This window comes from Streptomyces coeruleoprunus (assembly GCF_039542925.1).
Lineage (GTDB): Bacteria > Actinomycetota > Actinomycetes > Streptomycetales > Streptomycetaceae > Streptomyces > Streptomyces coeruleoprunus.
The window spans coordinates 7031686-7046670 of record NZ_BAABIT010000001.1 but is presented as its reverse complement, the minus strand read 5'-3'; the positions used below and the strand labels follow the sequence as shown (position 1 = coordinate 7046670).

The window sequence follows — 14985 nt, the reverse complement described above, 5'->3', positions numbered from 1 at the left end:
AGATCATGCAGGTCACACCCATAGCGATGGAAGAAGCGTCGTTCCCCTACCGACTCGGGACCGACTGCGCCGAGGACGTCGTGGCACGGCTCGCCGCACTGCGGGCCAGCAGCTACTTAGTGGTGGCGGACACCACGGTGGCCGCCCTCTACGGCGTCGACCTGACCGCCCGCATCGACAAGGAGGCCGGACCGGCCCACCTGCTCACCCACGAGGTGGGAGAGGTGCACAAGGGGCTCGCCACCGTCGGCGCGCTCACCGAACAGGCCCTGGAGCACGGCGCCGACCGCCGCTCCGTCGTCGTCGCCCTGGGCGGCGGCGTCACCGGGAACATCGCCGGCCTCGTCGCCTCCCTGCTGTTCCGCGGCATCCGCCTCGTCCACGTGCCCACCACGGTGGTGGCCATGCTCGACTCGGTGCTGTCGCTGAAGCAGGCCGTCAACGCCACCTTCGGCAAGAACCTCGTCGGCACCTTCTACCAGCCCGTCGAGGTCCTGGCCGACACCGCGATGCTGCGCACCCTGCCGCCGCGCGAGATCCGCTCCGGCATCGGCGAGGTGGTCAAGAACGCGCTCGCCATCCGGCCCTCCATGCTCGACCGGCTCGCGGGCGCCCTGCGCGCCGACGGCCGGTACGACGACGAGACCATGCGCTGGATCATCGCCGAGAGCCTGGCCGCCAAGGCCATGGTCACCCGGGACGACAAGCACGAGCGGCGCTCCGGGCTCGTCCTGGAGTACGGCCACACCACCGGGCACGCCATCGAGCACGCCTCGCGCGGCGAGGTCGCGCACGGGGCGGGCGTGGCCGTCGGCATGACGATCGCCGCCGAGGTGTCCCGGCGCCTGGGCCACGCCGACGCGGGGCTCGTCGCCCTGCACCGCGAACTGGTCGCCGCCGCCGGTGTGGAGCCCGTGATCCCCGCGCACGTCGACACGGCGCTCGTGAAGAACTGGCTGGCGTACGACAACAAGCGCGGCTACCTCGACAGCCCGCCCGGCCACACCCCGATGGTGCTGCTCTCCGCCCCCGGCAAGGTGCTGCACACCGGCGCCATGCCCCTCGTCCCGGTCCCGCTGGCGCTGCTGGAAGAGGTGGTCGACGAGACGACCGCGGCCGGCACGGCCGAACCGGCGTACGCGGGGCGCGCACCGGCGGGCCCGCTGCCCTAGGTGGTGGCCGGGGGATCCTTCCCCACCCCGCCCCTTCCCGAATCGGGGGGCTCCGCCCCCCGAACCCCCCGCTCCTCAAACGCCGGAGGGGCTGAATTCGGCCCGTGCGGCGTTTCCTCTTCCGTGGAGTTCCTGTGCGTGTGCTGCGGCTCACCCCCTTCTTCCACCACGACTGCGTCACCGACTGGCCCGCCGAGTTCGACGCCGTCGGGGGCATGCAGGTGCAGATCCTGGGCCTCTCGCGGGAGCTGGCCGGGCGTGGAGTGGAGCAGCTGGTCATGACCGTGGGCTTTCCCGGGCTGCCCAAGGAGCGGGTCGACCGGCCCGGGCTCACCGTCCGGGTGACCCGGGCGCCTCTCCCCCGGCTGCGCTCCGAACTCACCGGTCTGGTCGGGCTCAACCAGGCGTGGCTGGCCGGTGTCCTCGCCGCGTGCGTTCCGCTGCGCCGCAGATGGCGGCCGGACCTGGTGCACGTCCACGCGGACGGCCAGCTGTGGGCGCTGCTCGCGGGCCCGCTCGTGTCGCGCATCGTCGGCGCCCCGTACTGCGTCACGCTGCACTGCTCACGGCTGGCGGTGTACGAGCCGATGTCCCGCTTCGACCGGCTGCAGCACCGCCTGGTGTACGCCGCCGAGCGGTACGCCCTGCGGCACGCCCGCCGGATCTCGACGCTCACCTCGCGGACCGCCGACACGGTCGCGCGGCTCCTGCCGCTGGACCGCGGCCTGGTGGACGTCCTGCCCGACTCGGTCGGGAACGTACGGCCCGTACCGGGCGGGGAGGCGCGGGAGTACGTGCGGGCCCTGGGCGTCCCGGACGGCGTGCCGGTGGTCGGCTGGGTCGGCCGGGTCGCGCACGAGAAGGGGTGGCGGGACTTCGTCACCATGGCGGGGCACTGGGACGCCCTGTCGGGTGCGCCCGGTGCGGTGTTCCTCGTGGTGGGCGACGGGCCGCAGCGGGAGCGGATGCGGGAGGCCGTTTCGGCGGCGGGCCTCGCGGACCGGTTCGTGTTCACCGGGTTCCTGCCGCACGACGCCGTCCCGTCGGTGATGACCGCCCTGGACGTGCTGGTGATGCCGTCGGCGCACGAGGAGCTGGGCGGCAGCGCGCTGGAGGCCATGGTGTGCGGGACCCCCGTGGCCGGCTACGCCGTGGGCGGGCTGCGCGACACGGTCGGCGGGGTCACCCCCTCGCTGCTCGTGCCGCGCGGCGACGTCGAGGCGCTGACACGGGCGGCGGGCGACGCGGTGACCGACGCGCCCCGGCACCACAAGGCGGTCGACGCGGCGCTGCCCGACCTGCTGGCCGCGTACGGCGCGGACACCGTCGACCGGGCGCTGGAGCACTACGGCCGGGCGCTCGGCGAGGACGCGGCGGGAGGTGGAGCGTGGAGGCCATGACGTCACTGCGGCGGTGCGCCCCCTACCTGCGGCCGCACCGCTGGCTGATGGCCGGGGCGTGCGGCGCGGCGTTCGGGTCGATGCTCGCGGGCCTGGCCATGCCGCTGGTGCTCCAGGGGCTGGTGGACGGCCCGGTCGCCGAGCGGGACTTCGCGGCGCTGCCGTGGTTCATCGGCGGGTTCGCGCTGCTCGGCGTGGTCGAGGCGGTCCTGCTGGGCGCGCGCCGGCTGCTGGTGGTGCGGCCGGCGACCCGGCTGGAGACGGCGATGCGGGCGGACGTCGCGGCGCACATCCAGCGGCTGCCGCTGTCGTTCCACGCGCGCTGGCAGTCGGGGCAGTTGCTCTCCCGGACGGTCTCCGACGTGACGGAGATCGGGCGGTTCGTGGCGTTCTCCGCCGTGTACCTGATGGTGAACGTGGCGGCCCTGGTCGTCGGTCTGCTGGTGCTGGCGCGGCTGGCGCCGGTCCTGGCGCTGATCGTGTTCCTGGCGTACGCGCCGATGGTGCTGGCGACGACGGTGTTCGAGCAGCGGTTCCGGGTGGTGGCCCGCTCCGCGCAGGAGCTGAGCGGCGATCTGTCCACGACCGTCGAGGAGTCGGTGCTCGGCGTGCGGGTGCTGAAGGTGTTCGGGCGCGGTCCGGAGACGGTGCGCCGGTTCACGGAGCAGGCGCGCCGGCTGCGCGGCCTGGAGCTGCGGAAGCTGTCGTACACGGCGGCCCTGTGGTGGGTGATCACGGCGCTGCCGGACCTGGCCATCGTGGCGATGATCGGGTACGGCGGGCACAGCGTCGCCACCGGCTCGCTGACGCTGGGGACGCTGATGGCGGCGGTCACGGTCGCCACGTACCTGCGCTGGCCGGCCGACACCCTGGGCTGGCTGACCGCCGACGCGTCGACCGCGGCCGCGGCGGCCGACCGGTACTGGCAGGTGCGGGACGAGCCGGTCACGGTGACCGATCCGCCGCGGCCGCTGCCCCTGCCGTCGCCGGTGCGGGGCGAGGTCCGCCTGGAGGACGTGCACTACGCGCACCCGGGCGGGCGGGCCGCGGCCCTGCGGGGCGTCGACCTGACGATCCGGGCGGGCAGCACGGTGGCCGTCGTCGGGGCGACCGGCTCCGGGAAGAGCACCCTGCTGTCGCTGCTGTCCAGGCTGGACGACCCGACGTCGGGCCGCGTCACGCTGGACGGCACGGATCTGCGGGACCTGGCCCTGGCGGACCTGCGGTCGGTGGTGTGCAGCGCCTTCGACGACCCGGTGCTGTTCTCCGGGACGGTACGGGACAACGTCACGCTGGGCGTGCGCCGACCGGACACGGGCCCGGACGCGCCGGACGGAGACGACGCGGTGTGGGAGGCGCTGCGGACGGTGCGGGCGGACGGGTTCGTCTCCGCGCTGCCCGAGCGGCTGTCCACGGTGATCGGCGAGGAGGGCCTCGGCCTGTCGGGCGGTCAGCGGCAGCGCCTGGCGCTGGCCCGGGCGATCCTGCCCCGGCCGTCGGTGCTGGTGCTGGACGACGCGCTGTCCGCGCTGGACGTGCGGACGGAGGCGGAGGTGGAGGCCGCGCTGCGCGGGGTCCTGAGCCGGGTCACGACGGTCGTGGCGGCGCACCGGCCGGGCACGCTGCGCCTGGCCGACCAGGTGGTGTTCCTGTCCGGCGGGCGGGTCGCCGCGACGGGCACGCACGACGAACTGATGGCGCGGGAGCCGGAGTACCGGCTGCTGGTCCAGCCGCCGCCCGAGATGCCGGGTGCCGGCGCGGACGCGGAAGGCCCGGCCGCCGGGGCCGGTGCCGGCGGTCCCGCGGGTGACAGGGCGGGGAAGGTGGAGACGCGATGAGCGAGCGCGACGACGCGCGGTCCCGGGCCCGCCGGGACGCCCTGCTGCGCATGCTGCTGTGGCCGAAGCGGCGCCGGCTGGCCGCCGCGACGGGCCTCGCCCTGGTCGAGAACGTGTGCGGGCTGGTCCCGCCGCTGCTCATCGCCGCCGCCATCGACCGCGGGGTGCCCGCGGCGGCGGACGGACGCTGGGGCCCGCTCGTCGGGTTCACGGCCGCGGCGCTGGCCGCGGGCCTGACCACCGCGACCCTCAAGTACTGCTTCCTGCGCTACTCCGGCGGCATCGCCCAGGACCTGCTGTTCGAGCTGCGGCACCGGGCGTTCACCCATGTGATGGGCCAGCCGCTGGCGTTCCACGAGTCGTACCCCTCGGGGCGGGTCATCGCCCGGCTGTCGAGCGACGTGGAGTCGGTCGAGGAGATGCTGGAGATGGGCCTGGACGGGCTGTTCTCGGCGCTGTTCTCCATGGTCGGCATCCTCACCGTGATGCTCTGGCTGGACCAGCCGATGGCCGCGGTGGTCATCGCGCTGTTCCTTCCGCTGTACGCGCTGACGCGGTGGTTCCGGCTCCGGTCGCGGCGGGCGTACCGGCGCACCAGGACGGCCGTCGAGGGCGTCGTCGGGCACACCGTCGAGGCGTACAACGGCATCAAGGCGGTGCAGGCGTTCCGCCGCGAGGAGGCCAACGCGCTGCGCCTGCGCGGCCTGGACGCCCACTACGCGGTGGCGCGGGCGGACGCCGGCTGGGTCAGCGCCGCGTTCAGCGGCGGCGTGAAGCTCATCGGGAACCTGTCGCTGGTGGGGCTGCTGACGCTGGGGGTGTTCCGGATCCACCAGGGCGAGCTGGCGATCGGCACGCTGACCGCGTTCCTCCTGTACGTGCACCGGCTGTACGACCCGATCGACGAGCTGGCGAGCTTCGCCAACGCGTTCTCGTCGGCGTCGGCCGGTCTCGAGAAGATCGGGGCGCTGTTCGTGCGCCACCCGGCGGTCGCCGAGCCGGAGCGGCCGGTGCCGCTGCCGGCCCGAGGGGCCGGGGGCGCCGTGCGGTTCGAGGACGTGCACTTCCGGTACGGCGAGGAGGGCCGGCCGGTCCTGTCGGGCGTCGACCTGGCCCTCGAACCGGGCCGTACGGTGGCCCTGGTGGGCACCACGGGCGCCGGCAAGTCGACGATCGCCAAGTTGCTGGCCCGGCTCTACGACCCCACGGCCGGCCGGATCACGCTGGACGGCGTCGACCTGCGCGAGCTGGCGGACGCCGAGCTGCGGGGCGCCGTCTCGATGATCACGCAGGAGTCGTTCCTGTTCGCCGGTTCGGTGGCGCGGAACATCGCGCTGGGCCGGCCGGACGCCTCACCGGCGGAGATCCGGGCCGCCGCCGAGGCGGTGGGCGCGCACGGGTTCATCAGCGCGCTTCCGGAGGGCTACGACACCGACGTGCACAAGCGCGGCACGGGCCTGTCGGCCGGGCAGCGGCAGCTGATCGCCCTGGCGCGGGTGATGCTCACGTCGCCGCGCGTGCTGATCCTCGACGAGGCGACGTCCAGCATGGACACGCCGTCGGAGCGGGCGGTGCACGAGGCGCTGACGCGGGTGCTCGCCGGCCGTACGGCGGTGATCATCGCGCACCGGCTCTCCACGGTCGCCATCGCGGACCGCGTCCTGGTCATCGAGGACGGCGCGGTGGTCGAGGACGGCAGCCCGGCGCAGCTCCTCGACGCCGGCGGCCGGTTCGCCGGCATGCAGCGGGGGTGGCTGGCCGCGACCTCGGCATGACGCCCCACGGGCCCATCCCTGTCCCCCCTCTTCTCCGCATCCTCCCCCTTCTACGAAAGGCACACCAATGAAGCGCCTTCGGGGCACCCTGCCCCTGGACGCCCGGCACGCATGGCACCCCGAGCCGCTGGGGCCCGCGCACCGCGACGGGTGGGACTCCCGGGACGACGACCGGATCTGGGACGTCGTCGTGATCGGCAGCGGCGCCAGCGGATCGGTGGCCGCCGACCGGCTCGTCCGGCAGGGGCTGGACGTCCTGATGGTCGAGGAGGGCTTCCGGCTCTCCCCCGACCTCGGCAACCCCGAGCTGGACGACATGTGCCGCACGGCGCTGGTCCGTGACGGCAACGGCGGCTGGACCGACGAGGGCTGGCCGTGGACGACCTCCAACCTGGGCGGCGGGACCGTGTTCTACGGCGGCGCGTCGTGGCGCTACCGGCCGTTCGACTTCGACCCGAGCGAGCTGATCGACGCCGGCGACCTCGATGTGCGCTGGCCGTACGGGCTCGCCGAACTCGCCCCGTACTACGACGTGCTGGAGCGTCGGCTCGGCATCTGCGGCGGCGAGCCGGACCAGGAGAGCCGCGGCCCCGCCCACCCGCCGACGGCCGCGGCGGAGGTCCTGTACGAGGCGGGCACGGCGCTGGGCTACGACCCGTTCCCGACGCCCCTGGCCATCAACCGGCACGCTCATGGCGGGCGTTCGGCGTGCGGCAGGGACTCGCTGTGCGTGAGCCACCAGTGCCCCACGGGCGCGAAGGCCGACGTCGTGGCCGTGTTCCTGACGCCGCTTTCCGCGCACCCCAACTTCACGCTGCGCACCGGGATCCGGGCGCTGCGGCTGGAGCAGGACCGCGCGGACGCGGTGACGTCGGTGACGTGCCTGGACCGGCTGTCCCGCACCACGCACCGGATCCGGGCGCGGTCCTTCGTCGTCGCGTGCAACGCGATCCAGACGGCCGCCCTGCTGCTGCGCTCCCGCGGCGGGCACGCCCCCGACGGCGTGGGCAACCACTCGGGGCTGGTGGGCCGCGGCCTGACGATGAAGCTCAGCGAGTACGTCAGCGGCGTCGTGGAGGCCCCCGACGGGACGACGCTCGCCGACTGGCGGACGCACACGGGGCCGTTCTCGACGATCGCGTTCCTCGACCACTACCTGGACCCCGCCTGCCCGACCGGGGTGGGCGGTCTGATCTACGAGTCGAAGAACGACGAGCCGGACCGCATCCGGCACGACGCGCTGGAGCTGCGGATCGAGACGATCCTGGCCGACCACCCGAACCTGGACAACCGCGTGCGGCTGTCCCGGCACGTCGACGAGGACGGGGTGCCGGCCGTCGTCATCGACTACACGCCCGACCCGCGCGACCTGCGCCGCCTGGAGTACATGACGGACAAGTGCGAGCGGCTGCTGCGGCAGGCGGGCGCGACCGCGATCCGGCACGAGGAGAGCGGCTTCGCCCATGGCAGCTGCCATCTGCACGGCACGTGCCGGGCGGGCGACGACCCGGCGACCTCGGTCGTGGACGGCTGGGGCCGGGTCCACTCCGCCCCCAACGTGTACGTCGTCGACGGCAGCTTCATGCCCTACCCGGGCGGCCTCAACCCGACCCTGACCATCCAGGCGCACGCGCTGCGCAGCGCCAAGGCGGTCGCCGGCGACCTCGTGTCCCGGCACGCCGCGCACGTCTGAACCGGCGCACCGCGCCCGCCACTTCACCGACACACCCAGCGAGGAGTCACGACCATGGCATCCGACATCGTGTGGCCGCCGCCCGTCCGGCAGGTCCGCGCCTACCGCAACATCGTCGTCGACGGCGCCTGCAACATCCGCTGCACCTACTGCGAGGTCAAGAAGACCAAGGTCGACCAGCCGGCGACCATCCGCTCGCTGGACCGGATCTTCGCCGAGTACGAGCCGGACGCGGTGCTGTTCCGGGTGGAGTCCGACGGTGAGATCACCCTCTACCCGAAGATCGTCGACCATCTGCAGAAACGTGCCTCCGAGGGCTACCGCGTCGAGGTGCTGAGCAACGGCACGAAGCTGCCGCGGGCCCTGGAGGGCCGCCCGGACCTGCTCTGGGTGTTCTCGGTCGACGGGCACACCGAGGCGATGAACGCCAAGCGCGGTCTGAAGCAGGCGCAGATCGACCGGATCATCGACGCCGCCGTCGAGCTGGGCGCGGAACTCCAGACGGTGTACTGGGGCCAGTCGGTGGACGAGGTGAACGCCTACATCGACCTGCTGGCGTCCCGCGGCTACCGGGGGCTGCTGCACTTCATGCCGCTGCTCGCGTTCAAGGGGCAGCCGCTGACGGTGAACCTGCGCTATGAGGAGCTGCACCCGGCGGACTTCCTGGCGCCGCCGGAGTACTTCCGCCGCTGGAACCACATCTTCGAGACCGGCAAGCGGGACGCGGTCTGCGACCAGATCACCAACGGCTACAACTACCAGGTGTCCGGGGACGAGATCCGGATGGTCAAGTGCGACTGCTACTCGGTGCCCAAGCACCTGGTGCACGGCTTCGGCCCGATCCGCGAGTTCGACAACTGGCCGTGCGGCACCTGCATCGCCAACCAGGAGTTCAACAACTCGCGCGAGCGGATGCGGGCCCCGCAGGGCCGCATCCCGCTGCCCATCGTATGACCGCGGTCCAGCGCTTCGTGCTGGTCCGGCACGCGGAGGCGAGCGTCAACGTCCTGGACGACGAGGACGTCCTGCCGGGTTTCGACCCGCACGCCGGGCTCACCCGGCTCGGCGAGCGGCAGGCCCGGGCGCTCGCCCGCCACCTCCCCGGGGACCCGGCGGTACGCCCGCCGGGCCCCGGCCCGCAGTCCGGCGTACGGGTGTACTGCAGCCCGCAGCGGCGGGCGGCGCGCACGGCGGAGCCGCTCGGCGCGGCCCTGGGCGTGCCCGTGGTGGCGGACGGCAGGCTGGCGGAGCTGGCCGCGCCGGAGGTCTTCCCGCGCCCGGTGCGGGTGCGGGAGTGGGACGCCGTGCTGGAGGAGCGCCTGCTGCGGCCGGAGGCCGAGGTGTTCGGCGTGGAGAGCTGGGCCGCGCAGCGGCGCCGGGTGCGGGAGTTCCTCGGCGAGCGGTGCCCGGTGGCCGCGGGCGGCGGCCGGTGGGTGCTCGTGTCGCACTCCGAGACGATGCAGGCCCTCCTCTTCGAGCTGCTGGGGCTGGACGACGCGCTGCTGCACCGCACCCGTTTCAAGATCAGCAACACCGGTGTGTTCATCGTGGACAGAACGGAGGACGGATGCGCTTCCCTGGTGGTGGCGAACAGCAAGACGCACCTGGCGCGGACGGCATGACCCGCATGCTCGTCCTGAAGTGCCTCAGTGACGAGACCGGCGACGACGCCGGCGACATCGTCGCCCAGGGGTTCGTGGACGTGGACGACCGCGAGTTCGTCAACATCGTCAACCGGCTCGAGGGCTACTTCGACTGCACGCTGTGGCTGCGCTCCCGGCCCGGGAACCGGTTCGTGGTGGCGGACCTGGTGGAGCGGGTGGCGGCGGCGACCGCGCGGCGCGCACCGGAGGTGGACCGTGCCTGAGGCGGCGGCCGGCGGGCGGGCCCTGTTCGAGATCTACGACGAGGGCTTCGACTCGCCGTCGTGGGGCGGGGTGGAGACCGCCCTGTGGCATCTGGTGCGGTCGCTGCGCGAGGCGGGCGTCGACGCCGGTTTCTACCGCGAGTCGGAGGGCGCCGACCTGGACGCGCTCGCCGCACGCGTGGAGCGGGAGCGGGTGGACGCGGTGTTCCCGCTGGTGGAGAGCGCCCTGTTCGAGGGCGCCGCCTGGCGGCGACTGCCCGGGCTGCACGCGCGGACGGTGCGGATCTGGCACGACGTCAGCCGGCTTTCCGCGGACCTGTCGAAGCCGCCGCCGTGTCCGGTGCACGCCGACCGCCCGGCCTCTCGGGGGGAGCCCGAGGCGGAGGGCTGCGTCGCGCACGGGGCGCATCCCGGCGGGCCGATGCGGGAGGTGTTCCTGCGGGACCTGCCGTGGACGCGGTGCTTCCCGCGCCGGTCGGTGATCCCCTGGGCGGCCGACCACGTGCCCGCCAAGGACCTGCACGACCCGTCGGGGCCGGTCGTGCTCCAGCTCGGCAAGATCGACACGGTGGACGCGGAGCGGTGCCTGCGCCGCCTGACCGGTGCCGGGGTGCCGCTGCGGGTCATGTTCGCGACCTGGTCGCGGCGGGGCCGCGAGGCCCGCGAGCTGGTGCGCGACCACCTGGGCGGCGGGCGGCGGATCGAGGTGCTCGACTCGTACGACATCCGCGCCGACTGGGAGCGGGTCTTCGGCGGCGCCTCGCTGTTCCTGCTGCCGTCGCTGTTCCACGAGACCTTCAACTTCGCGGCGGCCGAGGCCGTCCAGCTGGGCGTGCCGGTGGCGACGCTCGGCGAGGGCGGCAACCTGCCGCGGTTCGCCTCGCTGCGCGCCCCGACGCTGGACGAGCTGCTGGACCGGGTCGTCTCGGACGGCGGCCGCGCCCTGGAGCCCAAGCCGCGTCCGGCGACGGGCTGGCGGGACGTGGCCGCCCGGTACGCCGAGGTGGTCCGGGAGGGGCGGCACGATGGGTGAGCCCACGTGGGAGGTGACCGACGAGCCGGCCGGGGCCCTGGCGGCACGGCTGCGCGAGGGACGGACGCTGCTGGTCTCGCCGCACCCGGACGACGTGGCGTACTCGTGCGGCGGGCTGCTCGCCGCGGTGGGCCGCCCCGCCCACGCCACGCTGCTGACGGTGTTCACGCGATCCGCGTGGGCGCTGCCGAAGCGGCTGCGGCGCGCCGGGGTACGGGTGATCAGCGCCCGGCGCCGCGAGGAGGAGCTGCGCTACTGCCGGCTGCGGGGCCTGGCGGACTACCGGCCGCTGGGCTTCGACGACGCGAGCCTGCGCGGCTACGACGACGTGGCGGAGGTGTCGTCGTCCGTGGAGGCGGACGGGCTGCGCGGTGCGGTGGAGGAGGCCGTGTCGGCGGCGGTGCGCGCGTCGGGGGCGGACACCGTGCTGGCTCCCGCGGCCGTGGGCGGGCACATCGACCACCTGCTGGTGCACGGCGCGGTGCGGGGCGCGGTGGGGAACGGGGCGCTCCTGCTCTTCTACGAGGACCTGCCGTACGCGGGCCAGCACGACCTGGGCGACGTCGAGCGGACGCTGCGGGACGAGCGGGGCCTCGTGCCGTACGCGGGCGTCGACGTCTCCGGCGTCGTGGAGGACAAGGTGCGCGGCATGTACGTGTACGGCAGCCAGACGGACGACGAGTGCGTGCGCGAGACGCTGTGGCACGCGCGGCGCACGGCGTGCCCGCACGTCGCGGCCGGTCGCCCGCCTGTCGCTGTCGGGTCGGCCGCGGAGGCCCGCGCCATGGGTGCCGGGCGCCCCACGTGCGCGGTCGGCGGGCGGGCTTTCGCGTATGCCGAGCGGGTGTGGGCCGTGGCCGCCCCGGCGGAGGCCCGGTGAGCCGGGGCGGCGGCCGGCCACGCGCGTGGTCAGCCCAGGTCGGCGACGTACCGTGCCTGCGCGGCCAGTTCGGCCTCGACGCGGTCGGCGGTGGCCCCGGTCAGGACCGGGCAGCGGCGCAGCCACGTCCGGACGTTCCAGTGCAGGGCCTCGCCCGCCAGGCTCAGCCCGGCGTCGAACGCCCGGGCGTCGCCCGTGGCCTCGGCCACGGCGTCGCGCAGCAGGTCCCGGGCGTGCGCGTCGAGCCGGTTCTCCACCACGAACGAGGCGATCTCGCTCTCCAGGCTGCCGCCGCCGCCCCAGATCCAGTCCAGTCCGAACCGCCGCAGGACGGGGGCGCCTTCGCTCCCGTCCGCGCCGGCGAGCTGCCAGTGCCAGAAGCCGTGCCCGTACGGCAGCGGGGTGCGGAACAGGACGCCGTCGACGCCGCCGAGCGGGGCCCGGCCGGGCACGTACCGGGCGAGCCAGGCGTCGTCCACGGGCAGGGGGCGGCCCATGCGCTCCCGCAGCCGGCGCAGCCCCTGGCCCAGCCGCTCACGCGGGTCGTACACGGCGGCCTCGCCGGGGCGGCCCAGCTCTCCGAGGCGCCGCAGCTCGTGCCAGGAACGGGCGACCGCGCCCAGCACGTGGCGCCGGCGCGGCTCGTCCAGCACCGGCAGCGCGTCGCGCAACGGCCGCAGCCCGCTCTCGTGACGGGTCACCAGGTACCCGTCGGCGAAGGCGGTGCCGGGCGGCAGCAGCTGGCCCATGGCACGCAGCGCCCGGTAGCAGTGCAGGCCGTGCGTCCCCGTGCCGATGAACCGGAAGTGGTGGACGTCCGGCGTCGCGCCGCGGCCCGTGCTGGTCAGCGTGAACGGCCGGGCGCGCGGGGCGATGCGGTGGGCGCCGCCGCTCCTCGCGGGTGCGGGGTCGGAGCCGTACAGGTCGAGGAACGGGCCCCGGAACGGCTCGGTGCGGTGGACCGCGCCGGGTGCGAGGGGCACCCCGGCCGCGCGGGCGCGGGCGGCCAGCCGGGCGGAGTCGCCGGTGCCGGCCAGCTGCCAGAGGCGTTCCGCACCGGTGCGGACCGGCGGGCGTTCGGCGACCACGCGCACGGCGGGGCCGCTGGGGTCGTACAGCCGTCCCGGTGCGGCGAGGAGGATGTCCCGCGCCGCGGGGAAGCGCTCGGCGATGCGGTCGCGTACGGCCCTGGCGGTGGCGCCGGTGTCCGGCTGGTCGTCCACCAGGACGATGACCGTGCGGGGCGGCAGGGTGCGCGGCAGCGCGGCGAGTTCGGCCTGCGGCAGCGTGATGCCGTCGGCGCCGCGCACGGGGCGGACGCTGTGCCACGTGGGCGCCGCGGCGCGTCCGGCGTCCTCGGCGGCCGCCTGCCAGAAGGGCGCGAGGTAGGAGCCCCCGGTCCGGACGGCCACGACGAGGACGGGCTCGCCGGCGGGCCGCTCCGCCAGGTGGCCGGCGGCCTGGGCCAGGCAGAGTTCCGGGTCGGCGAGGTCGTAGCCGTAGCACTCCGGCGTCTTCCAGTCGGTGGCGTGCCGCAGCAGCGCGGCGGCGACCGGGTCCGTACGGGCCGCGGCGGAGCGCCACAGGGTGTCGGTCGTCGCGGTGGCCAGGGCGAGGGCCCGCTCCAGGAGCCTCGACCGCCCGTCGGTGTCACGGGCCGGGGCCCCCGGGTCGGCGGCCATCTCGCGCGCGAGCTCGGTACACATCCCGCGCAACTCCTCGGCGAGTTCCGGGAGTTCCCCGGGTATGCCCGGCAGTCCGGCCCGCGGGCCGTCCGGGGTCCGCGCCGCGGCCGCCGCGGCGTCGGAGAGCAGCTGTTCCGCGAAGCAGGCGCAGGCGTGCAGGGCGGCCGTGCTCCCGTCCCGGCGTGCCGTGTCGACGAAAGCACGGTGCAGGGCGGGCAGCGCCACGCCGGATGTCACCACGTCCATTCCTCCTGGGGTTGGGGGGTCACGCGTTCCGGCGCATTCCTGTCGCCCGGACCGCCTGGCCACTGTGCGCCCGGCCCCATTTCCCTTTCAACGCAAGTCTTTCCCACGAGGTGAACAATGACGGAAAACTCTTCCCTGCTGGCCGAATTCCCCACCTGCCCGCGTGACACGAATGACCGTCCGAGGGTTTTCCCCTCGGCGTCCGGCGCTTATGTGACCGATGAATCCGGATTCCGCTGGATCGATTTCGACAATGCGCGCGGGTCGATTCTGCTGGGACACGGCGACCCGGACGTCGCCGAGGCCGTCGCGCGGGCCGCGACCGGAGCCGCCGGCACCGCGACCGGCTGGAGCCCCCGGGTCGACGCGGTGCTGGAGCGGCTGCACGCGCTGTGCGGCGGCGAGGTGGTGGGCCTGTTCCGGTCCGGCACGGCGGCCGTGCGGGCGGCCGTGCTCGCGGTGCGGGAGGCGACCGGGCGGCCGCTCCTGTTGAGCGCCGGCTACCACGGCTACGACCCGATGTGGTACCCGTCCGGCACCCCGCTGGAGCCCAACGCGGACGGCGTCGTGGACTTCTTCTTCGACCTCGGGCTCCTCGCGGAGCTGCTGCGCGCCCCGGAGCGGGTGGCCGCGGTCGTGGTGTCGCCCGACCACATGCACCTGTCGCCGGCCTGGTACCGGGAGCTGCGCCGGCTGTGCTCCCGCGCGGGGGTGGTGCTGGTGGCGGACGAGGTCAAGGTGGGCCTGCGCTACGGGGCGGGCCTGTCCACGGCGGAGCTGCTCGCCCCGGACGTGTGGGTGGTCGCGAAGGGCATGGCCAACGGTCATGCCGTGTCGGCCGTCGGCGGGCCGCGGGCGCTGCTGAGGCCGTTGAAGGAGGTGTCGTTCACCTCGTTCTTCGAGCCGACGATCCTGGCCGCGGCGGACGCCGTGCTCCGGCGGGTGGCCACGGGCGAGCCGCAGCGGGCCGTGCGCGAGGCCGGCGAGCGGTTCCTGCGCCACGCGCGCAAGGCGCTCGGGGACGCGTCACTGCCGGTGGAGATCGCGGGTGACGGCACGTTCTTCCAGTTCGTGCCCGCCACGGAGGAACTGGAGGACGCCTTCTACCGGGCCGCGAACGCCGAGGGCCTGCTCTTCTACGCGGGCGACAACCAGGGCGTGTCGGCCGCCTTCGACGACGCCGTCCTGACGGACGCCGAGCAGCGGTTCACCCGCGTGTGCGGCCGGCTGTCGGCGTACGCGGGCACGGCGCCGGTCGACGAGGAGGCCCGCTACCGGGTCGCGTGGAACGTGATGGACGGCCTGCGCGAGGCCGACCGCGACCGGGGCACGACCGAGGCGTTGCTGGCCCGGCTGCTCGACGACTGACACCCCTTCGTACGCCGCGACCACCCGC

Annotated in this window: 12 protein-coding genes; 11 read left to right on the top strand and 1 reads right to left on the bottom strand. The window is 74.6% G+C overall.

What is annotated here, in order from left to right:
* Positions 1-5 precede the first annotated feature (5 nt).
* From ABEB09_RS31555 to ABEB09_RS31510, 10 genes are all read left to right on the top strand, one after another.
* Positions 6-1172, top strand: a complete 1167-nt coding sequence (locus ABEB09_RS31555; protein ID WP_345693327.1) for a 2-deoxy-scyllo-inosose synthase — start codon at positions 6-8, stop codon at positions 1170-1172.
* Positions 1173-1306: 134 nt separating this feature from the next.
* On the top strand, positions 1307-2572 hold the full coding sequence (locus ABEB09_RS31550) for a glycosyltransferase family 4 protein (protein ID WP_345693326.1): 1266 nt from the start codon (positions 1307-1309) through the stop codon (positions 2570-2572).
* Positions 2569-4410, top strand: coding sequence for an ABC transporter ATP-binding protein (locus ABEB09_RS31545; protein WP_345693325.1), 1842 nt, complete (start codon positions 2569-2571; stop codon positions 4408-4410). The genes ABEB09_RS31550 and ABEB09_RS31545 overlap by 4 nt, the downstream gene beginning before the upstream one ends.
* Entirely contained in the window at positions 4407-6185 is a 1779-nt protein-coding gene (locus ABEB09_RS31540) for an ABC transporter ATP-binding protein (protein WP_345693324.1), read from the top strand. The genes ABEB09_RS31545 and ABEB09_RS31540 overlap by 4 nt, the downstream gene beginning before the upstream one ends.
* Before the next feature lie 67 nt (positions 6186-6252).
* Positions 6253-7878 (top strand): GMC oxidoreductase, encoded by a 1626-nt coding sequence (locus ABEB09_RS31535; RefSeq protein ID WP_345693323.1) that lies wholly within the window; start codon positions 6253-6255, stop codon positions 7876-7878.
* Positions 7879-7932: 54 nt separating this feature from the next.
* Positions 7933-8832, top strand: coding sequence for a radical SAM protein (locus ABEB09_RS31530; RefSeq protein ID WP_345693322.1), 900 nt, complete (start codon positions 7933-7935; stop codon positions 8830-8832).
* The gene (locus ABEB09_RS31525) at positions 8829-9500 is read left to right on the top strand and encodes a histidine phosphatase family protein (RefSeq protein WP_345693321.1); all 672 of its coding nucleotides are present in this window, start codon (positions 8829-8831) and stop codon (positions 9498-9500) included. Before ABEB09_RS31530 ends, ABEB09_RS31525 begins: the two co-directional genes overlap by 4 nt.
* Positions 9497-9745 carry a DUF6137 domain-containing protein gene (locus ABEB09_RS31520; RefSeq protein WP_345693320.1) on the top strand — a complete coding sequence of 83 codons (249 nt, stop codon included), beginning with the start codon at positions 9497-9499 and terminating at the stop codon, positions 9743-9745. Before ABEB09_RS31525 ends, ABEB09_RS31520 begins: the two co-directional genes overlap by 4 nt.
* Positions 9738-10778, top strand: a complete 1041-nt coding sequence (locus ABEB09_RS31515; protein ID WP_345693319.1) for a glycosyltransferase family protein — start codon at positions 9738-9740, stop codon at positions 10776-10778. Before ABEB09_RS31520 ends, ABEB09_RS31515 begins: the two co-directional genes overlap by 8 nt.
* Complete coding sequence (locus tag ABEB09_RS31510) at positions 10771-11658, top strand: PIG-L deacetylase family protein (RefSeq protein WP_345693318.1); 888 nt, start codon at positions 10771-10773, stop codon at positions 11656-11658. The genes ABEB09_RS31515 and ABEB09_RS31510 overlap by 8 nt, the downstream gene beginning before the upstream one ends.
* A 29-nt stretch (positions 11659-11687) precedes the next feature.
* Here ABEB09_RS31510 and ABEB09_RS31505 read toward each other — a convergent pair whose 3' ends face one another.
* Positions 11688-13589, bottom strand: a complete 1902-nt coding sequence (locus ABEB09_RS31505) for a hypothetical protein (protein WP_345693317.1) — start codon at positions 13587-13589, stop codon at positions 11688-11690.
* Between the two features lie 117 nt (positions 13590-13706).
* On the opposite strand from ABEB09_RS31505, the gene ABEB09_RS31500 reads away from it, so the two are divergent.
* Complete coding sequence (locus tag ABEB09_RS31500; RefSeq protein ID WP_345693316.1) at positions 13707-14957, top strand: aminotransferase class III-fold pyridoxal phosphate-dependent enzyme; 1251 nt, start codon at positions 13707-13709, stop codon at positions 14955-14957.
* The last annotated feature ends 28 nt before the right edge of the window (positions 14958-14985 follow it).